Origin of the sequence: Nocardioides sp. AX2bis, assembly GCF_902506435.1 — a bacterium.
Classification (GTDB): Bacteria; Actinomycetota; Actinomycetes; order Propionibacteriales; family Nocardioidaceae; genus Nocardioides.
In genome coordinates this window covers 2,217,078-2,239,276 of the sequence record NZ_LR733215.1, presented here as the reverse complement: position 1 = coordinate 2,239,276, position 22,199 = coordinate 2,217,078, and the positions used below count along the sequence as shown (strand labels likewise).

General features: G+C 71.0%; 24 protein-coding genes and 1 riboswitch. Of the genes, 11 read left to right on the top strand and 13 right to left on the bottom strand.

Annotation, left to right across the window (positions count from 1 at the left end; all coding sequences use genetic code 11):
• Positions 1 to 248: 248 nt before the first annotated feature.
• From GV155_RS10720 to GV155_RS10710, 3 genes are all read left to right on the top strand, one after another.
• The gene (locus GV155_RS10720; protein ID WP_160007819.1) at positions 249 to 722 is read left to right on the top strand and encodes a tetratricopeptide repeat protein; all 474 of its coding nucleotides are present in this window, start codon (positions 249 to 251) and stop codon (positions 720 to 722) included.
• 228 nt (positions 723 to 950) lie between these two features.
• Positions 951 to 1,334 carry a hypothetical protein gene (locus GV155_RS10715; RefSeq protein WP_160007817.1) on the top strand — a complete coding sequence of 128 codons (384 nt, stop codon included), beginning with the start codon at positions 951 to 953 and terminating at the stop codon, positions 1,332 to 1,334.
• A complete protein-coding gene (locus GV155_RS10710) occupies positions 1,331 to 1,810 on the top strand; it encodes a TspO/MBR family protein (protein ID WP_160007815.1) in 480 nt (159 codons plus the stop codon). Before GV155_RS10715 ends, GV155_RS10710 begins: the two co-directional genes overlap by 4 nt.
• A 357-nt stretch (positions 1,811 to 2,167) precedes the next feature.
• On the opposite strand, the gene GV155_RS10705 is transcribed toward GV155_RS10710, so the two are convergent.
• The 4 genes from GV155_RS10705 to GV155_RS10690 all read right to left on the bottom strand — a co-directional run bounded on the left by GV155_RS10705 (position 2,168) and on the right by GV155_RS10690 (position 6,397).
• Positions 2,168 to 3,034, bottom strand: coding sequence for a serine/threonine-protein kinase (locus GV155_RS10705; protein WP_160007813.1), 867 nt, complete (start codon positions 3,032 to 3,034; stop codon positions 2,168 to 2,170).
• Positions 3,031 to 4,839: an ABC transporter ATP-binding protein gene (locus GV155_RS10700; protein ID WP_160007811.1), complete on the bottom strand. Its 1,809-nt coding sequence runs from the start codon at positions 4,837 to 4,839 to the stop codon at positions 3,031 to 3,033. Before GV155_RS10700 ends, GV155_RS10705 begins: the two co-directional genes overlap by 4 nt.
• A 597-nt stretch (positions 4,840 to 5,436) precedes the next feature.
• A complete protein-coding gene (locus GV155_RS10695; protein WP_160007809.1) occupies positions 5,437 to 5,616 on the bottom strand; it encodes a hypothetical protein in 180 nt (59 codons plus the stop codon).
• A gap of 163 nt (positions 5,617 to 5,779) precedes the next feature.
• Entirely contained in the window at positions 5,780 to 6,397 is a 618-nt protein-coding gene (locus GV155_RS10690; protein WP_160007807.1) for a histidine phosphatase family protein, read from the bottom strand.
• Between the two features lie 185 nt (positions 6,398 to 6,582).
• Here GV155_RS10690 and GV155_RS10685 point away from each other — a divergent pair, with 185 nt between their 5' ends.
• The 3 genes from GV155_RS10685 to GV155_RS10675 all read left to right on the top strand — a co-directional run bounded on the left by GV155_RS10685 (position 6,583) and on the right by GV155_RS10675 (position 10,197).
• Positions 6,583 to 7,365, top strand: coding sequence for an alpha/beta fold hydrolase (locus tag GV155_RS10685; RefSeq protein WP_160007805.1), 783 nt, complete (start codon positions 6,583 to 6,585; stop codon positions 7,363 to 7,365).
• Positions 7,366 to 7,538: 173 nt separating this feature from the next.
• Complete coding sequence (locus tag GV155_RS10680; RefSeq protein ID WP_160007803.1) at positions 7,539 to 7,829, top strand: DUF1330 domain-containing protein; 291 nt, start codon at positions 7,539 to 7,541, stop codon at positions 7,827 to 7,829.
• 1,135 nt (positions 7,830 to 8,964) lie between these two features.
• Positions 8,965 to 10,197 carry a TolB family protein gene (locus tag GV155_RS10675; RefSeq protein WP_160007801.1) on the top strand — a complete coding sequence of 411 codons (1,233 nt, stop codon included), beginning with the start codon at positions 8,965 to 8,967 and terminating at the stop codon, positions 10,195 to 10,197.
• Between the two features lie 3 nt (positions 10,198 to 10,200).
• On the opposite strand, the gene GV155_RS10670 is transcribed toward GV155_RS10675, so the two are convergent.
• The 6 genes from GV155_RS10670 to GV155_RS10645 form a co-directional block, all read right to left on the bottom strand.
• Complete coding sequence (locus tag GV155_RS10670) at positions 10,201 to 11,508, bottom strand: RNA polymerase sigma factor (protein WP_236554255.1); 1,308 nt, start codon at positions 11,506 to 11,508, stop codon at positions 10,201 to 10,203.
• Positions 11,509 to 11,525: 17 nt separating this feature from the next.
• A complete protein-coding gene (locus GV155_RS10665) occupies positions 11,526 to 11,858 on the bottom strand; it encodes a YciI family protein (protein WP_160007799.1) in 333 nt (110 codons plus the stop codon).
• A gap of 134 nt (positions 11,859 to 11,992) precedes the next feature.
• Positions 11,993 to 13,138, bottom strand: coding sequence for an MFS transporter (locus GV155_RS10660; protein WP_160007797.1), 1,146 nt, complete (start codon positions 13,136 to 13,138; stop codon positions 11,993 to 11,995).
• Between the two features lie 79 nt (positions 13,139 to 13,217).
• A complete protein-coding gene (locus GV155_RS10655; protein ID WP_160007795.1) occupies positions 13,218 to 13,913 on the bottom strand; it encodes a class I SAM-dependent methyltransferase in 696 nt (231 codons plus the stop codon).
• A 58-nt stretch (positions 13,914 to 13,971) separates the two neighbouring features.
• Positions 13,972 to 14,475: an SRPBCC family protein gene (locus GV155_RS10650; RefSeq protein WP_160007793.1), complete on the bottom strand. Its 504-nt coding sequence runs from the start codon at positions 14,473 to 14,475 to the stop codon at positions 13,972 to 13,974.
• A gap of 17 nt (positions 14,476 to 14,492) precedes the next feature.
• Positions 14,493 to 16,220 (bottom strand): DEAD/DEAH box helicase, encoded by a 1,728-nt coding sequence (locus tag GV155_RS10645; protein WP_160007791.1) that lies wholly within the window; start codon positions 16,218 to 16,220, stop codon positions 14,493 to 14,495.
• A gap of 112 nt (positions 16,221 to 16,332) precedes the next feature.
• Here GV155_RS10645 and GV155_RS10640 point away from each other — a divergent pair, with 112 nt between their 5' ends.
• Genes GV155_RS10640 through GV155_RS10630 form a run of 3 tightly spaced genes read left to right on the top strand, consistent with a single transcriptional unit; the run spans position 16,333 to position 17,607 of the window.
• Positions 16,333 to 16,668, top strand: coding sequence for an ArsR/SmtB family transcription factor (locus GV155_RS10640; protein ID WP_160007789.1), 336 nt, complete (start codon positions 16,333 to 16,335; stop codon positions 16,666 to 16,668).
• 1 nt (position 16,669) lies between these two features.
• On the top strand, positions 16,670 to 17,314 hold the full coding sequence (locus GV155_RS10635; RefSeq protein ID WP_160007787.1) for a dihydrofolate reductase family protein: 645 nt from the start codon (positions 16,670 to 16,672) through the stop codon (positions 17,312 to 17,314).
• Between the two features lie 8 nt (positions 17,315 to 17,322).
• Positions 17,323 to 17,607 carry a hypothetical protein gene (locus tag GV155_RS10630; protein WP_160007784.1) on the top strand — a complete coding sequence of 95 codons (285 nt, stop codon included), beginning with the start codon at positions 17,323 to 17,325 and terminating at the stop codon, positions 17,605 to 17,607.
• 31 nt (positions 17,608 to 17,638) lie between these two features.
• Here the strand turns inward: GV155_RS10630 and GV155_RS10625 are convergent, their stop codons facing one another.
• Positions 17,639 to 18,028 carry a transglycosylase family protein gene (locus GV155_RS10625; RefSeq protein WP_160007782.1) on the bottom strand — a complete coding sequence of 130 codons (390 nt, stop codon included), beginning with the start codon at positions 18,026 to 18,028 and terminating at the stop codon, positions 17,639 to 17,641.
• Positions 18,029 to 18,032: 4 nt separating this feature from the next.
• Positions 18,033 to 18,223, bottom strand: a riboswitch (cyclic di-AMP (ydaO/yuaA leader).
• 299 nt (positions 18,224 to 18,522) lie between these two features.
• Between GV155_RS10625 and GV155_RS10620 the strand changes: the two genes are divergently transcribed.
• Both GV155_RS10620 and GV155_RS10615 read left to right on the top strand, forming a co-directional pair.
• Complete coding sequence (locus GV155_RS10620; RefSeq protein ID WP_160007780.1) at positions 18,523 to 20,340, top strand: amino acid permease; 1,818 nt, start codon at positions 18,523 to 18,525, stop codon at positions 20,338 to 20,340.
• A gap of 3 nt (positions 20,341 to 20,343) precedes the next feature.
• Positions 20,344 to 21,240: a universal stress protein gene (locus GV155_RS10615; protein WP_160007778.1), complete on the top strand. Its 897-nt coding sequence runs from the start codon at positions 20,344 to 20,346 to the stop codon at positions 21,238 to 21,240.
• Between the two features lie 61 nt (positions 21,241 to 21,301).
• On the opposite strand, the gene msrB is transcribed toward GV155_RS10615, so the two are convergent.
• Both msrB and GV155_RS10605 read right to left on the bottom strand, forming a co-directional pair.
• On the bottom strand, positions 21,302 to 21,754 hold the full coding sequence (gene msrB / locus GV155_RS10610; protein WP_160007776.1) for a peptide-methionine (R)-S-oxide reductase MsrB: 453 nt from the start codon (positions 21,752 to 21,754) through the stop codon (positions 21,302 to 21,304).
• Positions 21,755 to 21,851: 97 nt separating this feature from the next.
• A partial coding sequence (locus tag GV155_RS10605) for a hypothetical protein (RefSeq protein ID WP_236554254.1) occupies positions 21,852 to 22,199 on the bottom strand: 348 nt, incomplete at its 5' end.

The window sequence follows — 22,199 nt, the reverse complement described above, 5'->3', positions numbered from 1 at the left end:
ACGCGAGCCACCACGAACGGGACCCTGTGCGATGAGCGTGCTTTCTTGGACCCGCCTCAGCTCGTGGTCGGCGTCATCGCGAACTGTCGCCGGTCAACGCGTGGCGTGACGGTGGCCGATCCTGTACCGGACCGCTCCCTTCGCCGATCGGGCCGACGGGTTCCGGACCCGGCGCCGCTGCTGTGGCCGGAAGGGCGTCTGGCTGGTCGTGGCCGTCACGGACTGAGAGCTCTTGGCAGACTCCGGCCATGACAGAGGCGTGGGACGTGCGAGTAGCCGAAGTATGGAGCTCGGCCGACGAGTTCTCTGCGAAGGCGCTTCTCGCGGCGATCCGCGACCTTGCGGACGAGCGCGGCGAGGGTGACCCCAGCGCCCTCTTCGAACTCGCTTCGGCCTACGACTTCGTCGGCCGGGAGACCGATGCCGTGCCGCTCTATCGCGCTGCGCTCGATGCTGGCGTCGCGGGAAGCCGGGAGCCGCAAGCGGTGATTCAGCTGGCGAGTTCTCTGCGCAACACCGGCAACGCAGAGGAAGCCGTCGATCTGCTGACAGATCTTCCCGGCGATCCTGTGAACGGGCCGGCGACAGACGCCTTCCTGGCCTTGGCGTTGCGCGACTGCGGCCGACCGGACGAGGCGCTGCGGGTTGCCCTTCGGGCACTGGCACCCCTGTGCAACACCTACGAGCGAGCGGTCAACCAGTACGCCGACGAGCTGCTCTGACCCTGGCCACCTCGGCAGGTGTCCAGATTGGGATCGGCTGTTGGCGGGCTCCGCGAGCCGATCCCTTACTGGCACGCTCTGCGAGCCAACTGGTCTGCGGCAGGACCGGCGCCCCGCCGCCCGACCTACGAGCTGCTGGAGTAGTTCCGATCCACGCACCAGACATGGAGCGACGGCAGGAGGGTTAGCCTCGGACCGAACCGCCGCACGACCCGTCAGGAGAACCACGTGAGCGACCGGTCCGTCACCCGTCTCGTCGGGGTCTACGACGCCGACGGCGGTCTGTTCGGCGAGGCCGCGTACGTCTGGGGAAAGCTGCGCGGGACCCGCCACTGCGCCCTGTGCGACATCACCCACGGGCGCGTGCGGCGCAGGCCCGAGTGGGACCGCATGGTCGCCGACCTGGGGATGCCCGTAGACCTGCTCCACCTCGATGAGATGCCGCCGGACGTGCGCCAGGCGGTTGCCGCGTGCGGTGCCCCGGCGGTCCTGGCCCGGACCGCCGCCGGCCTGCGGCCGCTGGTCTTCGGCGCCGAGCTCGACGCGCTGGAGGGCTCGGTCACGCGGCTCGGCGACCTGCTGCGCGCTCGACTGGCTGCAGACCAGGCATGACCGCGTCGGGCCCCGGCGGATGGTTGGCCACGTTCGCCTGGGTCGCGGTGGTGCTGCTGTACGCCGCTCTGTCGAGCGTCTGGACGGCGCACGACCCGGGCTGGTACGCCCGGCTCGTGAAGCCGTCGTTCCAGCCGCCTGACGTGGTCTTCGGGGTCGTGTGGCCGCTGAACTTCCTGGCACTGCTGGGGGTGGGCGCGTGGTTCACCCGCTCCGCCGCGTCGACCGGCGTGTGGCCCGCGACGCTCGTGCTTGCGGCCTCCGCGGCCGCCGCGCTGGCCTGGGCGTGGCTCTTCTACGTCCCGCACCGGATCGGCGCCGCCACGGTCGCGCTCGCCGTGGCGGTGGTCCTCACCTGGGTGCTGGTGGCGCTCGTCGTTCGCTCGCTGCCCTGGGCGGGGGTGGCCCTGGCGCCGTACGCCGTGTGGCTCAGCGTCGCCACCGCCCTGTCGGTGCAGTACTCCCGGCTCAACTGAGCTGCGACGTCACACCATCGCCGGCGGCTCGGCTCGACGGTAGGTGCATCGGGCGTCCGTCGGTTCCGAGCTGACCGAGTCTCAACGCCCGAGGTGGCGTACGGCGTCCCGCTTGTCGTCGTGCTCTCGAACAAAGGCGACCGCCTCATTGACGGGTACGCCGTCCAGCACGGCGAGACAGGCGGGGGCAGCGCCCGTCGTGCCGCGTCCGCCGCCGCAGGCGACGTCCACTCGTTCACCCTCGGTTCGGCGCCGTGCCTAGCCCAGCGCTCTCGCGCGTCGTCTTCGTCGGCGGGTAGCCGGAGGTCCGGCCAGCGAAACCATCGTGTGTCCCACGCATGCGAGCCGGTGGCCTCATCAGATCGCGAGTCCGGCGGTGAACGTGCCCAGCCGATCGTGCACGGCGAGCACGCTCGGCCGTTGCTCCGGGTCAGGCGACAGGCAGTCGGCGATCAAGGTGACCATGCCGGCCGGCAGGCGGCGTCCGAGCCGGGATGGCGCCGGTGCTGGGCGCACGCTCTGCAGGTACACCCCCGCTGCGCTCAATTCCTCCTCGGAAGCGTCAAGAGGTGCGAAGGGTGCCGCGCCGGTCGCTGCCTCGAACAGCGTGGCGCCGATGCCCCAGACGTCGGTGGCCGCGCTCACGAGCAGGCCGAGGGCCTGCTCGGGGGCGAGGTACTCCCGAGAGCCCAGACCGCGTCGCACGGGGCCGGGCGGGCGGGCGATGCTCAGGTCGATCAGCACCGCGACGCCGTCGCGGGCCACGACGTTGGCCGGCCGGATGTCGAGGTGGAGGTAGCCCTGCCGGTGCAGGTAGTGCGTGGCCGAGCAGAGCTGGCGGCCGAGGTGGGCGAGATCAGTCGCGGGCAGTCGGCGGGGTCGGGAGTCGATGATCTCCTCGAGCGTGGGTCCGGCGATGGTCTCGAGCACCACGACCGGGACCCTGCCCGTGATCGTGGCGAAGGAACGTGGAAGGTGGGGGTGGGCGAAACGCTGCAGCAGCTCGCCCTCGAGGAGCAACCGGTCCCGCACCCGTTCCACGTCGGCCCGGTCCGGCCGCACCGTCTTGGCGATGACGCTGCACAACAGGTCGGCCGAGAACGCCTCGTACACGTCGAGGGCCTCGCCACGCGACAGCAGCTCGACCACCTGCAGCCCGGGAGCGAGCTGGGCGCCGGGCTCCAGCACCGGTGGCTCGACCGCCGTGGTGGCCGTGGTGCTCATGCCGGCACCACGTCGGGACGACGCGTGTCGGCACGCAGGTCGTCGGGGTGGGCGAGCAGCCACAGGTCGGCGTACGTCCCTCCTGCGCGCAGCAGGTCCTGGTGGGTGCCCTCCTCGACCAGGCGTCCCTCGTCGAGGACCAGGATCCGCGACGCGTGCCGGGTGGTGGCGAGGTTGTGGGAGATCATCAGCGTCGCCCGGCCCTCCGCCAGCCGCAGCAGTGGGGCGACGACCCGGTCGGTGCTCCCGGCGTCGAGACCGGAGGTCGGTTCGTCGAGCAGCAGCACCGGCGCATCCCGGAGCAGGGCCCGGGCGATGGCGATCCGCTGGGCCTGGCCGCCGGAGAGTCGCCGACCCCGGTCGCCCACAGGGGTGTCGTAGCCGAGCGGGAGCCGCACGACGAAGTCGTGCGCGTCGGCAGACCGGGCGGCGCGCTCCACGTCCGCGTCGGTGGCGCCGCTGAGGCCGAAGGCGATGTTCTCCCGCACCGTGCCGTCCCGGAGCAGGGTCTCCTGCAGGACCACGGCCGTCTGGCGCCGGAGGCTGGCCCGGGTGAGGTCGCGCAGGTCGTGCCCATCGAGCCGCACCTCGCCCGCGGTGGGGTCGGCGCTGCGGGTGAGGAGCCGGGCGAGGGTGGACTTGCCGGCTCCGCTGGCGCCGACGACCGCCACCAGCTCGCCGGCGGAGACCCGGAACGAGATGTCCGTGACGGCAGGCCGGACCGCCCCCGGATAGGTGTAGGAGACCGTGTGGAAGACCACGTCGCCGTGGCTGCGGTCGAGGGTCAGCGCGCCGGGCCTGTCGGCGGGCAGGGGCACCTCGCCGAGCAGCTCCAGCACGCGCTCGGCGCCGGCCGCCGCGGAGTACGCGGAGGTGAGGGTGCTGCCGAGGCCGCGGATCGGACCGAACAGCCGGCTGAGGTACGTCAGGAAGGCCAGCAGCTCGCCGACCGTCATCCGGTCCTGGGTGAGCAACCAGGCCCCGGCGCCGATGACGGTGAGCGCGCCGACGAGCTCGACGAGGTCGACCGTCGGTGCGTAGAGCGACCGGAGCCGGGCCGAGGCCATCTCGGCGTCGTACTTGGCCTCCGCCTGGACGGCGTAGCGGTCCACCTCGTCGTCGACCCGGTCGTAGGCCTGGACCAGCGGCATCATCCCGATGGTCTGCTCGATGGAGGTGCTGATCGAGCCCGAGCGTCGCTGGCGCTCGCGGGAGACCTCCCGCATCCGTTGCGAGAAGTAGCGGGAGGACAGCCAGAACAGCGGTGCGGCCGCCAAGGACAGCAGCGCCAGCGTCGGATCCAGGTAGACCAGCGCGCCGGTGAAGAGGACCAGCTCTGCGAGATAGGTGAGCGTCCGCGTGCTGCCGGAGACGAGGAACCCCTCGATGGCCGCGACGTCGCCCGAGACCCGGGCCAGGAGGTCACCGACCCGGCTGCGCGAGAAGAAGTCGAGCGGCAGGTTCCCCAGGTGGCGCAGGAGCGCCTGGCGGAGATCGACGAGGAAGCGTTGGGTCAGCCAGGTCGACAGCATCCGGTCGGCCCCGCCGACGAGGGCCTGCGCGAGCGTGAGCCCGAGGTAGGTCGCCGCGACGACGGGGAAGAGGGCGAAGTCGCGGGGGATGAGGATGTCGTCGACGACGACCTTGAAGAGGTAGATCTCCACGACGGTGAAGACCGGGCCCGCGACAGAGAGCGCGGCAACCAGCACCATCGCACCCCGGCGCGGGGCCGCGTAGGGCCAGAACTCGTGCACGATCTCCCGGAGCCGGGCGGCCGGCGCGTGGGCCGGGAGGTTGCTGGTCATGCGGTCCTCCGGTGGACGGGGCGTGGAACACGGACGGGCGGGAGGGGCCTGATGGCCCGCCCCGCCCGTCTGACCTCCTGGTCGGAGGATCAGTGACCGGTGCGTGTGCGGGTGCTGGTGCCACCGCTCGTGTGGCCGCCGGTGCGGGTGCTCGTGCCGGTGCGACCGTGACGACCGCGGCGACCGCGGCCTCGACGGCTGGACAGGGAGTAGGCGCGGAAAGCCATGATGATTTCCTCTCGACGGTGAGGATCCGGCCCCGAGTGGGTCGCTCTCTCACCACACCGACGCTAGGTGTGCGCGAGGGCGGTCTGCGAGTGTCCTTTAGTACCGGTACTTCGCAGGACCGACCGCCCGGGCATCGTCGACATCAGTCAGCTCGGAGCAGTTGCTCGCGTGCCACAGCGCGTGCAGCACCGCCGAGGTCACCGAGCTGTTCGACGTCGACCGCTCCACTGTGTGCCGCCCACGGCCACCGGTCCGTTGTCGACACCCCTGCGGGACGGAGGCTCGTTCAGCTTCCGAGCGCCCTGCTCACCTGTGGCCAGCGTTCCTCATCCGGGTTCCTCAGACCGGCACCACGTCGTGCAGCACGCCCTAGCTCCCGCCCCCGATCCACTGGTTCGTGGTCATCTGGTGGGCGGGGTCCCCCTGCTTGTTGGCCCGATAGCGCTCGGTCTTCTCGTTCTCGCGACGCGCTTTGCCGGTGGCCCTTCGCGCCTCCGCCAATGCGGCTTTTTTCGATGTCCCGGCGGCCCGTCGTCGAAAGAGCTTCATGAGACCGAGCATATTGCCCGGACAGAGACACGTGGCGACGCTGAGCGCCGCCCTGGCCTGATGCGGTAGTGGCACGCTCCGCGAGCCCATCTCGTACTGGCACGCCCGGCGAACCGACTAGAAGCGATTCGACTCAACTGACGGGCCCGTTGTGGCAGGGCTGTCAGTTGAGGTGCTCGACCTCGTTGAGCGATACGACCTGCCTGTCGCTGGCCAGGTCGTGTTGACGCAGGACGCTGATACTTCCCGGGGAGAGCTTGAACTTCACCGAGCCGAGGGACTCCAAGGGCATGCCGATCCACGCCGCGATCAAGAATGTTGCGCTGCCCCCGTGGGTCACTACCACCGAGTGCTCCGCGCCGCGCTCGATGACACGGTCCAAGGCGGCGTAGACCCTGGTGGCGAAGTCGAGTCTGGTCTCAGATCCCGTGACCCCGTCGTGGTGTCGGATGCGGTCGCCGGCCACCGGCAGTGGCAGGAAGTCGATGGTGCCGACGGGCAGCCCCTCAGCGGCGCCGTAGGACTGTTCCCGCAATCCAGGATCCAGTAGGGGGTCCACGTCGAGGCGGCCAGCTATTGCCTCGGCCGTGCGACGGGTTCGCCGCAGGTCTGAGGATGTGAGTGCTGTTTCCCGGTGAGGAGTACGGGCAGCGATGGAGGTGGCGATCCGTTCGGCTTGCTCGATTCCGTTCGCGGTGAGGTCGGCGTCGTACCACCCGCCGACCAATCCCTCGACGACGTGGGTCGCCTCAGGGTGTGTCACCAGATAGATCTCCCGCATGAAGCCAGTCTGGCAGCGCCTGAACGCGAAAGAGCCTTGAGCATGCAAGGCGGTCGGGACTGCTGCACTGATAGATGACGTCTCGACCCGTAGTGCCAAGCGGGCCGATACGCATCTGGCGGTCGAGCGGTCCGGGCACCCCGAGAGGCCCGAGCGGCCCGAATGCCGCGTGTACCGTTTCGGGAGTGACGCTGAACCATGTGAGACGAGGCAGCGGAAGTCCGCTGCTGCTGGTGCACGGTCTGGGGGCTGGGTGGCGATCGTGGTCCCCGGTCCTCGACGCGCTGGCTGAGAGTCGTGAGGTCATCGCCGTCGACCTGCCGGGGTTCGGCGAGACGCCGCCGTTGACAGGCGAGGTCTCGATCGCCACCCTGACCGACTCCGTCGCAGACTTCATCCGTGAACAGGGCTTGGACGGCGTCTCGACCGCGGGCCAGTCGATGGGCGGCCGGATCGTGCTCGAGCTCGCGCGCCGAGGCATCGGCGGCGACACCGTGGCGTTGGACCCGGGTGGCTTCTGGAGCGACCGCGAGCTCGTCGTCTTCGGCGCCACGCTGCGGCCGTCGATCGCCCTGGTCCGAGCCCTGCGAGGCAGGCTGCCGGCCCTGCTTGCCAGCCCGGTGGGGCGGACTCTGCTGCTCGCGCAGTTGTCGCCGCGACCCTGGGCACTCTCGGCCGAGACCGTGTTGCCGGACGTGCGTGGGTTGGCCGACTCCCCGGGGACCGGTGCCGCCCTGGACGCCTTGACGAACGGGCCCAAGCAACAGGGAGCCCCGGCGGGCACCGTGCCCGGCCGGGTCACGATCGGTTGGGGTCGTCGTGACCTGGTGACCGTGCCGAGGCAGGCCACCCGTGCGCAAGCGCTGTATCCCGACGCGGTGCTGCACTGGTTCGAGCGGTGCGGGCACTTCCCACAATGGGACGCACCGGAAGAGGCGGCCCGACTCATTCTCGACGGCACCGACTGAGTCTGCTGCTCAGCCGGTCGGCTGTCGCACCCGTCGCCTTCGGCGGAACATCACGCGGAGCGTGCCAGTGACTCGTCCACACCCGGGCCGTCACTCAGGGATCGTTCGCGTCCCGGCCGACCGCTAGCAGCACCATGACGACTACGACCCGACCCGCAAGCTTCGCCGTGGGCATGCTGCACGCGATCGAACCCGGCGAAGGTCTGCAGACCTATCTCACTGAGATCGACGACACCCTCGCCCCCTACGGAGGCAGCTTCTTCATCCACGGTGGCTCACCCACGGTGGTCGAGGGCTCCTTCTCCGACGATCTCATCGTCATCGGGTTCCCCGAGACCGACGGCGCGAAGGACTGGTACGCCTCTGCCGCCTACCAGCGCCTAGCTCGGATCCGCCGCGCCTTCTCGCAGGGAACCGTGGTCCTCTCCCGGATCGGAGCGCCGAACCGACGAGCCACCACGTGACGACCGACGGGACCCGTCAGTTGCTCCCGTCAGCGGTTGCGCCTCCGTCAAGGAGTACATGGGGTCCGACGCAGGCGAGGGACCGGCCTCGACGGGTTCGACACGGGCATCGCAACTCCGGAGTCACTCCGCTCGCCGCGCCTCGAGCCTCGTCTCGACAAGGATGTCACTGCTGCCTCGCTGCCAGCCAGCTCGGTACGACAGGTGGTGCGGGCGGATGATGCTGCGCCCTGCCTGGGTGGGCGTGATCCCGACCAGCAGCTCCTGTCGGTCCTGCGAGCGCAGAGGGAAGCCGCGCCCTGCGCCGGGCGGATGCTCGAGCAGTATCGATCGACCGCGCGGGTGCTGAGCCCGAACCCGAAGCCGGATACGCCTTCCTCCTCGAGTGCTTGCGGATCGAGCTCGCAGAGGAGGTACTCGACGCGCACCGCTGCACCGTCGGACTCATAGATCGGCTCGAGACCCGTGAAGGTGACGGGCGACGACCCCGACCCGTACGAGTCGGCAAGCGCCGTCCAGCTCGTGACGCCGACAGGGCGAGTCGTCGACATGCCGTAGCCGTAGTCGAAGGACACATCGGGGTGCCTCCACGCCCACGCCACGGCGCTGGTCCCCACCGTCAAGAAGAAAGCCAGAGCGATGGCCATCCACCGATGGCGCACCAGTCGAGACGGCCGAGGCGTCGGCGCGGGCAGGAAATCCGCGGACATGCCCACGAGCATCTCTGTTGTCGGGAACCTGATGCATCGAATCCCTCATGACCCGGATTCGGGTGCCAGCCGACGATCGGCTCGCAGAGCGTGCGTCACCCGAGCCGCCGTGATCGAACGGGCGACGGTTGCTCGACGAGGTACCAGCACCAATTGCTCTGGTGCCTCGCCGCGACGCCGTCCTACGTTGACGATCCAGCTCGGGCACGACGCGCCGACAGGTTCGACGACCAGGAGAAGTCTTCATGCGCCTACGCACCTGTGCCACCCTCGGAGCCGCCGTGCTCGTCGGGTTCGCTCCCACGGCTTCCGGAGTGGCCGTGGCACCACCCAGCGGCACGGTCCGCGTCAGCGTGTCCCCGACCGGTGAGCCCGACGACATCAGTGCCCGCTTGAGCCGACCTTCGGTGAACCGAGACGGTTCGGTGATCGCTTTTGACTCGGTCGCCACCAACCTGGTCCGGCGGGACACCAACACCGTGGAGGACGTCTTCGTCCGGCGGCTCGGCTCGGCTGTCGTCGAGCGGGTCAGCGTCAACAGCGGGGGCCGCCAGGCCGACGGAGACAGCGACTGGCCGGCGGTCAGTGGCGGCGGCAGGCAGGTCGTCTTCACCTCGAGCGCGACCAACCTCGTCCCCGGGGACCGCAACAACGCCAGCGACATCTTCCTGCGGGACCTGCGCGCACGGACCACGACCCTGATCAGCAGCGCCTCCGACGGGACGCCCGGCAACGCGCCGAGCCTGACGCCGACGATCAGCCGGGACGGGACCTTCGCCGCGTTCGCCTCGGACGCGACCAACCTGGTCGCGGGCGGCACCCCGGAGTTCACCCGCAACATCTACGTCAAGAACATCCGGACCGGCCGGATCTTCCTGGTCAGCAGGTCGGTCGGCGGTGCGCCGCTGTCGAACGCGGCGGCACCGGCCGTCAGCAACGGCGGCCGCTACGTGTCGTTCACCTCCTTCGCACCCGACGTCGTGGCGGGTGACACCAACGACCAGGTCGACGTGTTCCTGCGGGACCGGCGACTGAGGGAGACCACGCGAGTGAGCGTGACCAGCGCCGGCGCGGAGGGCGACGCGTTCAGCGGCATGCCGGCCATCAGCGCGAACGGGCAGACCGTCGCCTTCGTCTCCGATGCGACCAACCTGACCTCCGCTGACACCAACGCGCGTCGCGACGTGTTCGTCCGTGACGTCGTCGCAGGCACCACCTCGCGGGTGAGCGTCGACAGCGCGGGGGTCCAGGGCAACGACGAGTCCGACTACGGCATCCGCGGCGCCAGCGTCTTCGGTCCGAGCATCAGCGCGGACGGACAGGTCGTCGCATTCGGCTCGATCGCGTCGAACCTGGTCCCGGACGACACCAACACCTGCTCGTTCCGGACCTTGCCCAGCTTCACGCTCCCCGGCCAGTGCCCTGACATCTTCACCCACGACCGCCTGACCGAGGCCACGACGAGGGTCAGCGTGAGCGGTGCCGGGGAGCAGGCCGACGATGCGAGCACGGACCCGGCGATCAGCGGAGACGGTCGTTCGGTGGCCTTCTTCAGCACGGCCTCGAACCTGGCGCCAGGCGACACCAACACCTGCCGCCCGTCGCTGTTCGCGGGTCACCCCGGGCAGTGCCCCGACGTCTACCTCCACACCCGGTAGCCCTCATGTCATACCGTGGGCGAGCCGTACCTCCGCGAGGCGTCGGCGCAGGTAGCGGGACTCGGGATCGTTCTCACACCGCGTCAGAGCCTGCTCGTACGCCGCGCTCGCCGCCGCCGTCCGGCCGAGTCGGCGAAGCAGGTCGGCTCGTGCCGCGGGCAGGTAGTGGTAGCGCTCCAGCGTGGTGCCGTGCGCGGCCTCGAGCGACTCCAGGGCGGTGAGCCCGGCTTCCGGGCCGTTGCGGAAGGCGATCGCGATAGCACGGTTGAGCCCGACGACCGGTGACGGCCAGGCCCGCAGGAGCAGGTCGTACACCGTGACCACCTCGTCCCAGTCGGTGGCGGCCACGCTCGGCGCGGCGGTGTGCAGCGCCGCGAGCACCGCCTGCAGCGCGAACCGGCCAGGTCGCCCCCCGCGCAGCGAGTCCCGCACCAACGGCTCACCCTCGGCGATCAGCTCGCGGTCCCAGAGCCGACGGTCCTGGTCCTCGAGCGGGACGAAGGACCCCGTGGTGTCGACCCTGGTCGCGGCACGGGCCTGGCTGAGCAGGGCGAGCCCCAGCAGCGCGCGGAGCTCGCGCTCGTCGGGCATCAGATCGAGCAGCGCCCGGGCGAGGTCGACGGCGCGGTCGACGAGGTCCACGCGGTGGAGCTGGTCGCCGGTGGGGGCGGTGTGCCCGGTCGCGAGCAGGAGGTGCAGCACCGTGAGCACGGGATCGAGCCGTTCGGCCAGCTCGTGACCCGCCGGGACCCGGTAGGGGATCCGCGCCGCGGTGATCTTCTTCTTGGCCCTGGTGACCCTCGCCGCCATGGTCGACTCGCTGACGAGGAACGCGTGCGCGATGTCCTTGGTGCTCAGGCCGCACACGAGACGGAGCGTGAGGGCCACCTGCGCCTCGAGGGCCAAGGCCGGGTGGCAACAGGTGAAGACGAGTCGGAGCCTGTCGTCGGTGATCTCCTCGTCGAGGGCGTCGGCCGTGGTCTGGTCGCTCGCGGCCGGGGGAGCGGACCGGGCGTCCGGTGCGAGTTGAGGCAGCTTGGCGCGCAGGACGGCGGCCCGCCGGTGCCGGTCCATGGCGAGGTTGCGCGCCGCCGTGGTGAGCCACGCGCCGGGGTTGCGGGGGAGCCCGTCCCGGGCCCAGACCTCCAGGGCCCGCACGTAGGCGTCCTGGGTGCACTCCTCCGCGAGGTCGAGGCTCCCGGCGACCCGCACCGTCGCGGAGAGCACGGAGGCCCACTCGCGACGGTGCGCGTCGTCCAGCGCCCGGCGGACCGCGTCGAGCGTCGTCACCTGCTCGTGCGCGTCGTCCACCGGTTCCTCCTGCCGGCTCAGCCGAAGACCATCACCGGGCGGACCTCCACCCCGCCGAAGCCGGCCGGGCACGACTTCCCGATCTCGAGCGCCTCGTCGAGGTCGGCCGCCTCGACCAGGTAGTAGCCACCCAGCATCTCCTTGCTCTCGACGAAGGGTCCGTCGGTGACCACGTCGCCGCGGACGGTGGTCGCGGTGTCGCTGCCCTGCAGGGCGTTGCCGCCGAGGATCGCGTCGCCCCACCGCTCGTAGAACCGCTGGTGCGCTGCGATCACCTCGCCGTACACCTCGGGTGCGGCGTTGGCGTAGTCGTTCTCGGACTCGTAGATCAGGACGAGGTACTGGGCCATGAGGGTGTCTCCTTCGGGATGGGGCGACCGGGGTGGTCGCCTGCGTCGGTCGAACTGCTCTGACACCGAGACGACGAACAGCATCCACCCAGATCGACACCAGCGCCGAGGTCAGTGGCCTAGGTCCCAGCGACTCACAACCGCGCCCGCTCCTGCTGGACGGCGAGCACGGCGCACAGCCCGGCCAGGACCGCCAGCACGGGAGCCACCGAGACGCGTTCGGCAAGCGTGGTGATCATCAGCGGGAACCCGAACCCGAGGTAGGCGGTGGCGTAGAAGGCGGCCGAGACGGTGCCCAGCCGGCCCTCGCTGGCCAGTGCGGGCAGCCGCGAGATTCCGCTGGCCAGCGCGAGACCACCGCCGGCTCCCAGCACCACCGAGGCCGGGACGACCACCAGCAGGAGCGCGGGTACGGCGGCCGCGAGGGCCGTACCGCCGAAGCCGACGACTCCGCAGGCGGCCGCGACCGGTGCGGTGCGCGGCCCGAGCCGACCCTGGAGCGGTGCCGCCAGCGCTCCGGCGCCGAGGGCGAGGCCGGCCATCAGCCCGGTCAGCGCCACAGGTGCGACGGGGAACCCGACGAGGACGGGGACCGCGGCGACCGTGCTCGCCGGGAAGGCGTAGACGCACACCGCGAGCGGCGCGACCACGAGGAGGCCGGTACGCCGGGCGCCGGGCCGGAACGCGCCGGTGGCAGGAGCGTCGGGTGCTCTCGTCGGCCGGACCAGCGACTCCGCCACCGACCAGGAGATCAGGAGTGCCACCAGCAGGATCACCACGTGCAGCAGGTAGGGGAGGACCAGGGGCCAGGGTCCCCACTCGCCGATCAGGCCCGCGAAGACCGGCCCGATCGCGAAGCCCCCAGTCATGGCGACCGCGGCCGTACGAGGTCCCGCGGGGTTGCCGCGTCGCGAGGCCGTCTCCACCAGCCAGGCGCTGCCGACGCTGAACACCGTTCCCGAGGCCGCGCCCTGCAGGAACCGGACGACGTAGAGGAGGAGCTCGCTGTCGGTCGCGAGGATGAACAGGCCCGACGTGGCACAAGCGCAGATCGCTGCCGGCAGCACGACCCGACGTCGCCCGAACCGGTCGGCGGCGCGGCCCGCGACCGCCAGCGCCAGCATCAGGCCGAGGGCGTACACGCCGAAGAGCGCGGTCACGGACGCATCGGTCATCGCAAGCTGCTCGCGGTAGACCAGGAGCAGGGGGGTGGGCACGTTGGTCCCGGTGGCCACCGCGAGCAGCAGCACCGCAAGCCGTCTGTCCGCGCTCCAGGTCACACGGCGCAGCCTCGCACGTGCCCGGCCATCGACCCGGGTCCACGGCGGTCACCGGGCGAGGCTCCACGCGACCACGCGGTCAGAGCGCCTCCAGGTCGAAGAAGAGGAAGCCGATGAACCGCCCCGCGGGCTCCACCCCCGGCGGCAACAGCTCGGCCGGGGTGTCGGGGTGGGCCGCTGGCTCGTGCATCCCGGCGATCCGGAAGCCGGCCTCGGCGAAGGACATCGACATGGCGCTGAGGGGGCGGTGGAAGAAGGTGAGGTCCACGCTGGTGCCAGCGAAGTCGTAGTCCTCGGTGTACTCGGTGATCGCGAAGTAGTCCGAGTCCGGGTGCACGATCGGGAAGGCGCCAGGGTGGTTGACCGAGACCAGCAGCCGCCCGCCCACGGTGAGCACCCGGTGCAGCTCGGCCAGGGGTCCCGACCAGTCGTGCACGTAGTGCAGCACCAGCGAGGCCACCACGGCGTCGAACGTGTCGTCGTCCCAGGGCAGGGGCTCGGTCAGGTCGTGGACGCGGAGGTCCGTCTCGGGGAGGGTGCGGCGGGCGATCCCGATCATCGCGGCGCTGAGGTCGAACCCGCTGACCTGGGCGCCGCGGTCGATCAGGGCGGCGGTGGTCGGACCGGAGCCGCACCCGGCGTCGAGGATCCGATGCCCGCTCACGTCACCGAGCAGGTCGAGCATCGCCGGCTTCTCGTACCAGGCGTTGAAGAAGCCCTCGGCGTTCGCCGTGGCGTAGGCTTCTGCCCACTGGTCGTAGTCGCTCCCGGTCACGTCCCCGACTGTGGCATGTGGCTGGCCTGCGGGTTCGCCGAAACGCCACGGCGCCCGGTCAGGACCGAGCCCGATCTCCGGCGCCCGTGGACGACTCGGCGATCTGCTTGATCGCAGCGAGCGTCTCAGGGATGCCGTGGAGGGCCTGCTGCGTACGGTCGGCGATCTCGACGTCCGCCCGGTCGCCGAACTTCTCCTCGAACATGGCGATCCCGCCGGACAGGAACTCCCACGACTCGGTGATCCTCGTCCCGGTCCCGGCGGGGGCGAAGGTAAAGCCCCAGCGGACGTAGCTGCCGCCCACGACCCAGGCGAACTCGCGACCGCGCTCGGCCGCCACCACCGTCGACCGGGTCTCCCACGTCCGGTCCGGGAGCTCGTTGCGCCCGGTGAACCAGGCGCCGACCTGACCTGCCTCGGCGTCGTCGTCCCACCAGCAGGACGTACAGACCGGACTCCACTCGCCGGTGCGGGTGATGTCCGAGACCAGGTCGTAGAGCGTCTCGGCCGACGCCTCGACGGTGAGGGACTCGTGGTGGTTGCGGATGCTTGTTTCGCTCACCTGCCCACCCTCGCAGGTCAGGTGCCGTCCTCGGTCAAGGTCGTGGTCGGCAGCCAGTCGGCGCCGAGGAGCTGGGCGAGGTCGGTGAGCCCGGTGGTGTCGCTCCCCACCGTGTCGGAGGCGGCGGCGATCCGCTCCACCATCACCTTGCCGACCTGCTCCTCGACCGTGCCCTCGGCGTAGGCGATGTGCCAGGGCGAGACCTGGTGGTCGCGGTGGGTACGGCCGGTGACCTGTCGTGCGGCGATGCCGGAGAAGCGGGCCTGGTGGAAGACGCCGACGCGCGGCTCCGTGCTCGCCTGGTGGCCGTCGGGGAGGGTCTCGCCGGCGTGCAGGCTGATCGAGGCAACCGTGGTGAACACGCAGACCTTCGCCTGCCCGGTCTGGAAGCGGAGCCGCTCGGCCTCGGGGTCGAACCGGTCGCGGCCGTAGATCGTGGCGACGTCGATGCCCGAGTCACGCAGCCGGTCGGCGATCGGGTCGGCGGCGGTCGTGACGAACTCGACCGAGCACGCCACCTGTCGCTCGGCCTGGACCTGCTGGGCGATCCAGTCGACCGTCGAGTCGACCCGGATCAGCCCGGCCTTCTGCCGGAACCGCAGCAGCGCGGCGCGGCCCTTCGCCACGCTGCGCCCCCGTCGCGCGAGGTCCATCTCGCGGCAGAACTCGCCCCACTCGGCCTCGTACGCACTCCGCTCCGCCGGCGTGAGCGCCACCGGCATGCCGGAGATCGGCACCGGCCCCCACGGTGCGGCGCGGTGCAGCATCGCCGGGGGCCGCTCGTCGGCGAGCCAGCCGCGTACGAGCTTGAGGTCGGCGGCGCGCCGGCCGGGATCGGTGGTCCAGGTCGCACCGGAGCGCCCCGGCTCCACGCCGACGCCGTGGCGTTCGAGCGCGGAGGCGAACGTGGCCCCGGGCTGCGCGGCCGAGGTCCACTCCTTCATCGGCTCGTCGAGCACCTGCGCGTAGGCCGGGGCGAGGTACGGCAGCTCCAGCGGCGTGTGCCCGGGTGTCGCGGTGGTCGCGATCACGAACGGCGCCGTGTCGTGCGCTCGGGCGTGGCCCGAGATCTTGGCCCAGAGCTTCCACCGCTTCGTCGTCGTACGCCGCAGCGCGTGCGCCTCGTCGGCGATGATCACGTCCCACGGGTGGTCCTTGACCTTCTCCAGGCGGTCCCACGTGATCACGACCCATTCCAGGCCGCCGTCGCCCAGCGCGGTGATCGTGCGGCACCAGTGGCCGATCGTGATGGCGGCGGGCCGGTCGGCCACGACGAGCACCCGCCGCGCGCCGCGGAGGTCGCCCACCGCCGTCGCCCCGAGCACCGCGGAGATCGTCTTGCCGACGCCGGGCTCGTCGGCCAGCAGGAACTGCCGTCCGCCCGCCTCGGCGCGCGCGGCGATCGCGTCCGCGGCCTCGAACTGGATCCGCCGGGGCTCGAGCTCGTCGGTCGGTGCGGGGGAGGGGGTCGGGCTGTCGGGGTTGAGCGTGTTCTCGATGAACCGGCCGAGCGTGTACGGCCCGGGAGCGTAGGGCGCGAGGTCGGTGGGCAGGTCACGCCCCACGTACAGGTGGGTCCTGACCGCCGGGTGCCAGGCGGCGCCGTCGACCTGGGTGCCGTAGGGGACGTCGAGCACCCACAGCCGCTCGCCCGGCCCGGCGGTCGGCAGCGGCCGCGGGCGCGTGCCGCCGCGGCGCGACGACGCGCTGCGTCGGCGAGCGGGGGAGGGGCGACGACTCGGCACTTCTGGACGCTACCGGGACCGACCCGGTGGCGAGCGGCGGCTCGCCCGCCGCCGACGTGCGACGCCTCAGGCGTGGTTGACGGCTGTCGATCCCTGCGCAACAGTGAGTCACATGCCTCACTATGGCGGGTTGGACTCCGTGCTGCGCGCCTTGGCGGACCCGACCCGCCGGGCTGTCGTCGAGCGGTTGGCGATCTCGCCGGCCGTCGTCTCCGAGCTGGCCGCACCCTTCTCGATGGCGCTGCCGTCCCTGATGCAGCACCTCCGGGTGCTCGAGGACGCCGGAGTGGTGACCTCGGAGAAGCACGGCCGAGTGCGCACGGTGACCCTGCGGCCGGGCGCTCTCGACGTCCTGCACCTGTGGCTCGGCGAGCAGCGCACACCCGCCGAACGGCAGGCCGACCGGCTCGGCATCCATCTGACCCGCTCCGCACAGGAAGCCACGTGACATGACCCGCGTCCGCACCGACCTCTTCAGCTCGCTCGACGGCTACACCTCGGCCGGTGGCGGCCCCGAGAACCCGATGGGGGAGGACTGGGAGCCCCTCACCACGGCCTACGTCGCGACCCGCACCATCAGGGAGCGCGTCTTCCGCGACACCAGCGGCGCCGGCACGACCGGTGTCGACGACGCCTACGCCGCAGCGTTCTTCGAGGGCGTCGGTGCCGAGATCATGGGCGCCGCGATGTTCGGCCTGCACGCGTTCCCTGACGACCCCGACTGGACGGGCTGGTGGGGCGAGGAGCCACCGTTCGGCTTCCCGGTCTACGTCCTCACCGGCACGGCGCCACGACCCGATGTCGAGATGCGGGGAGGGACGACGTTCCGCTTCCGCGATGCGGCTCCCGAGGACGTGCTCGCCGAGGCCAGCGAGGCCGCCGGCGGGCTCGACGTGCGCGTCGGGGGAGGCATCAGCACCGCCCGCGCGTTCGTGCGGGCCGGCCTCGTCGACGACCTCCACGTCGCGATCGCACCCGTCCTGCTCGATCGTGGGCACCGCGTCTGGGAGGACCTTCGCGGGCTCGAACGCACCCACCGCATGAGGACCGACGTCGCCGAGAGCGGCACGATCCACGTCACCTTCTCGCGCTAGGACTCCCCATGACCGACGGACGCCGCCTCGCCCACTCCGGCTTCACCCTCACCCGCGACTACCCCGCGCCGGCCGAGCACGTCCGCATCGTCTCCACCTACGACATGTGGCTCGACGGGACCCACCTGTCCACCTCCGTGACGTCGTACGGGCTCGTCCCGCTCGACCGAGGCACCCGGCTCGTCCACACCGAGCACGGCGTCTTCCTGGACCAGTTCTGGGCCGACGGCCCGAACCGCGAGACCGGGAGCCGAGGAAACCTCGAGCTGTTGGCCGCCCACCTCCTCACGTAGGAGGCAGCTCCCGCCAGGACTGCGATGCGGGTCAGGAGCAGCTGCTCCACGTGTTCGGCCAGGCCGACGCGCCGCCCTGAGCCTGCCGGTCGTTCCACCCGCGCCACGCGACGCGCTTGGCGATCCTGATCTGCTCCTTGCGCGTGGCCACGTGGGGGTAGGCGTTCCCCGAGTAGTTCGGGCCGCCGTAGTAGCGCCAGGTCGACAACGAGAACTGGAGGCCCCCGTAGTGCCCGTTCCCGGTGTTGACGTGCCACCGGTGGGTCGACTCGTAGTGGGCGAGGCACTCCCACCGGTTCGCGCCGTCGTGGGCCTCGGCCGCGGGAGCGGCCACGGTGAGCAGCGCAGCGGCGAGAGCCGCGGAGCCGAGGGCTGAGACGAGCAGGCGTGAGGCATCGGAGGCAGCACGGATCGCAGGCATGGCCAGTTCCTTCCCGCGCCTGCGAAGTGAGCTGTCGGGCTGGAGCAGAAAGGTGCCCCGCCACCGCAGTGGCTTCGCCCCGAGTGGCCGCCGTCCCGTCGGGACGGGTGTCGGCGGCCGCGTGGAACCTGGGTCCCCCGCTCCTGCCCGTGGTGGGTTACAGCGACGGCGGGCAGGATTCGGCGTGACCGCGCTGGTGTGGAGTTGTCGCGCCGCCCATCGGGAGCGGCCGTGGCATCGTACGTGCGGCCGTCGCCGCACGCGAGGGACGCCGACGCCGCCCGAGCCCGCCGGGGAGCGATGCCCCGACCCTTGCGACGTGGGAAATAGTTTCCTGGTGGGGAATTCCCGCGAATTCCGGTCCGTAGACAAGTGTCGCAACGGTCATTACGTTGATAACCGCATCTCGGGGCAGTGCAGTTCGGCCGGACAAACGCGTCGGATCGACATGTCTCGATTCACCCCGTCATCTCGTGCACTGAGGGGAACCTGACATGACTGGTGCCGGACCTGAGCTGAAGAAGGCGCTCAACCAGCGCCAGCTGACCATGATCGCCATGGGCGGTGTCATCGGAGCGGGCCTTTTCGTCGGGTCCGGGACGGTCATCCAGAACACCGGACCCGGGGCATTCCTCACCTATGCCCTGTGCGGGGCCTTCATCATCCTGATCATGCGGATGCTCGCCGAGATGGCGGTGGCCAACCCGTCGACGGGGTCGTTCGCCGACTACGCCCGCGAGGCCCTGGGGGACTGGGCCGGCTTCTCGGTCGGCTGGCTGTACTGGTACTTCTGGGTCATCGTCGTCGGCTTCGAGGCCGTCGCCGGTGCGGTGGTCATCAACTTCTGGCTCCCCGATGTGCCGACCTGGGTGCTCAGCCTCGTCCTCATGCTCCTGATGACGGGAACCAACCTGATCTCGGTGTCGTCCTTCGGCGAGTTCGAGTTCTGGTTCGCCGGCATCAAGGTCGGCGCCATCATCGTCTTCCTCGTCTGCGGCGCGCTCTTCGTCCTCGGGATCTGGCCGGACGCGAGCCCGGACTTCAGCAACCTCACCTCGCAAGGCGGATTCCTTCCCCAGGGCGGGGCGGCCATCACCGCCGGCGTCGTCACCGTCATCTTCTCGATGGTCGGGGCGGAGATCGCCACCATCGCCGCTGCCGAGTCCGACGACCCCGAGCGCGCCGTCGCCAAGGCCGCCAACTCGGTCATCACCCGCATCGCGATCTTCTTCGTCGGCTCGGTCTTCCTGCTCTCCGTCATCCTTCCGTGGAACTCCGACGACCTGGCTGCCTCGCCGTACGTCGCGGCGTTCAGGGAGATGGGCATCCCGTACGCCGACCACGTCATGAACGCAGTCGTCCTCACCGCGGTCCTGTCCTGCCTCAACGCCGGTCTCTACACGGCCTCCCGGATGCTGTTCGTCCTGGCGGCCCGCCGCGAGGCGCCCGCGGCGATGGTGTCGGTCAGCTCCCGCGGCGTCCCGATGGTCGCCATCCTCGCCTCGTCGGTCGTCGGGTTCCTGGCGGTCATCATGGCCGCCGTCTCTCCGGACACGGTGTTCTCGTTCCTGCTCAACTCCTCCGGCGCGGTCATCCTGTTCGTCTACCTGCTCATCGCCATCTCCCAGATCGTGCTCCGCTACCGAGCCGACCAAGCGACGCTCACGGTGAAGATGTGGCTCTTCCCCGGCCTCTCCGTCGTCGCGACCCTGGGCATCTTCCTCGTGCTGGTCCAGATGGCCCTGACCGACGACGTGCGGATCCAGCTGGTGCTGAGCCTGGTGTCGTGGGGCGTCGTGATCGTCCTGTTCTTCATCAACAAGGCACGGGTCGCCCGGCTACCCGGACAGACCGCTCCCGTACTGACCGGCGAGGCGCACCGCGTCCTCGTGCTGGCCAACCAGACCCTGGAAGCCGACGAGCTCCTCCGTGAGCTGAAGCGGATCGACGCCGCGGGGACGGCGACGTACTACGTCTGCGTGCCGGCCAGCGCGGTGGAGACCGGCGTCGCCTCGAGCCACGGCGCGATGTCCGTACGGGAGGAGACGGTCAAGGCTGCGCAGGAGCGACTGGACAGGACGCTCGACGCCATGAGCGCCGACGACCTGGAGGCGTCGGGGGGCTTGGGGGACTACCGACCGCTGCGCGCGTTGGCGGCGGCCGTCAAGGAGTTCCACCCCGACCAGATCGTCGTCGTGACGCTTCCCGCGTCGGCATCGGTCTGGCAGCGGTTCGAGGTCGTCGACCGGGCCGCCGAGCACGGTGTGCCCGTGACCCACGTCGAGGCGTCCTCCCTGGTGACACGGGCGTAGCCGATGACGATCGTCGTCGGCTACACCGCGCAGGACAGCGGCACCTCGGGCCTGGAGCTGGCCATCCTGCTGGCCCGTTCGACGGGCGAGCCGCTGGTCGTCGGGGTCGTCATCACCACGGCGCACGCCGGAGGGACGCCGGAGCTCGTCGACGGCGACTACCTCGGTCCGCTCGCCGAATGGGCCCGATCCGTCCTCGACAGGGCCAGAGCGAGTCTCCCGCGCGACGTCGAGGCGACCTTCGAGGTGCGTCAGGCGTCGTCCATCCCTGCAGGACTGCTCGAGCTCGCTGCCGCCACGGATGCGTCGGTCCTGGTCCTCGGCTCGTCGAGCAAGGGGGCTCTCGGCCGGATCTCGCTGGGCAGCATCACCGATCGGCTTGCGCACACGGCACCGCTTCCGGTGCTCCTCGCCCCGCGCGGGTTCCGCTGCGGGCCGACCACACGCATCCGTCGGGTCAGCATCGGCTACGGCGGATCGTCGGGCGCGGCCCAGCTGGCCACCCTGGGCGCGGGGCTCGCCGACCTGGTCGGCGCAGACCTCCGGGCCGTGTCGTTCCTCGTCCGACCGCCCAAGAGGTTCTTCGGGACCGTCGAGGAGTCCGCCGACGAGCTCGTCGTCGATGAGTGGGTGACGCGCACTCGGGCCGGGATCGAGGCTCAGGTGGGCGCTGTCGACGCCGCCCTGGGCGAACGGCTCGCGGCCTCGCTCGTGGTCGGGGAGGGCGTGTCGTGGAACAAGGCGATCTGGGACGTCACCTGGGGCGACGGCGACGTGCTGGTCGTCGGGCCGAGCTCGGTCGCCCCGGCCGCCCGGCTCTTCCTCGGGTCCCGGGCGTCCAAGATCCTGCGATCGGCACCCGTGCCGGTCCTCATGGTGCCTGCCCCGCGTACCGACTGAGCCGACTGCCCATCGCTCCCGTGTCGAAGGGTGCAGCGGAGCAGTGTGACTGAGGACCGACCTAGCCGGGCTGCCCCGCCGCGGGTGCGGACGCAGACCCGTCGAGGGTGAGGGCGGCCCCGTTGATGCACCATCGCTGCCCGGTGGGCGCCGGACCGTCGGCGAACACGTGTCCCAGGTGCCCTCCGCAGCGGGTGCAGGTGGCCTCGCGCCGTGGCACCAGCATCGTGAAGTCGGTGCGGACGCGTACGGCGTCCGGGGTCGCGGCGGAGGTGAAGCTGGGCCACCCCGTCCCGGAGTCGAACTGGTCGTCGGCGCGGAACAGCTCCGCTTCGCAGCCCAGGCACTGGTACACCCCGACCGGGTCCGCGGGCGGGTGCTCGTACGGGCTGGTCCGGGGGGCCTCGGTGCCTGAGCGGCGAAGGACCCGGTAGGCCTCGGGCTCGAGGCTCGCGCGCCACTCGGCGTCCGAGCGGACGACCTCCGGCGGTGGTCGGGACCGGCGCCTGAACATGGGTCCAGACTAGGGACGGGGTCCTGACGGCTGCCACGTCGAGTCCCCGATGGTGGTGTCGCACAGTCGCCGTCCTCGTCCGTGGCGGAGCTGTCTCCTACGGCCTCGACCGGCGGCGGGGCAGGCGCGCGGCGAGGGCCGTGACAGCCAGGCCGAGCAGCACGGCCAGTGCGAGGCGCAGCTCCGGGATCGACCCCCTGTCCGGTGTGCCCGCTCCTCGGACCTCCATGTCGCTGAGGAGTGCCGATGCGAGCTGGACGCTGCCCACGCCGTAGCTCGAGGTGCCGTCGACGCTGGTGATCACCTGGCTTCGGCCGCCGTCCAGGCGGTGGCTGAGGAGTCGGGTCGTGTCGTCGTCGTGGGTGTCGACGAGCACGACGTGGCGGTTGTCGGTCCACCCCACCAGGGACCGGTACTCGGGGTGGGGGACGGTGAGGTGGAGGGG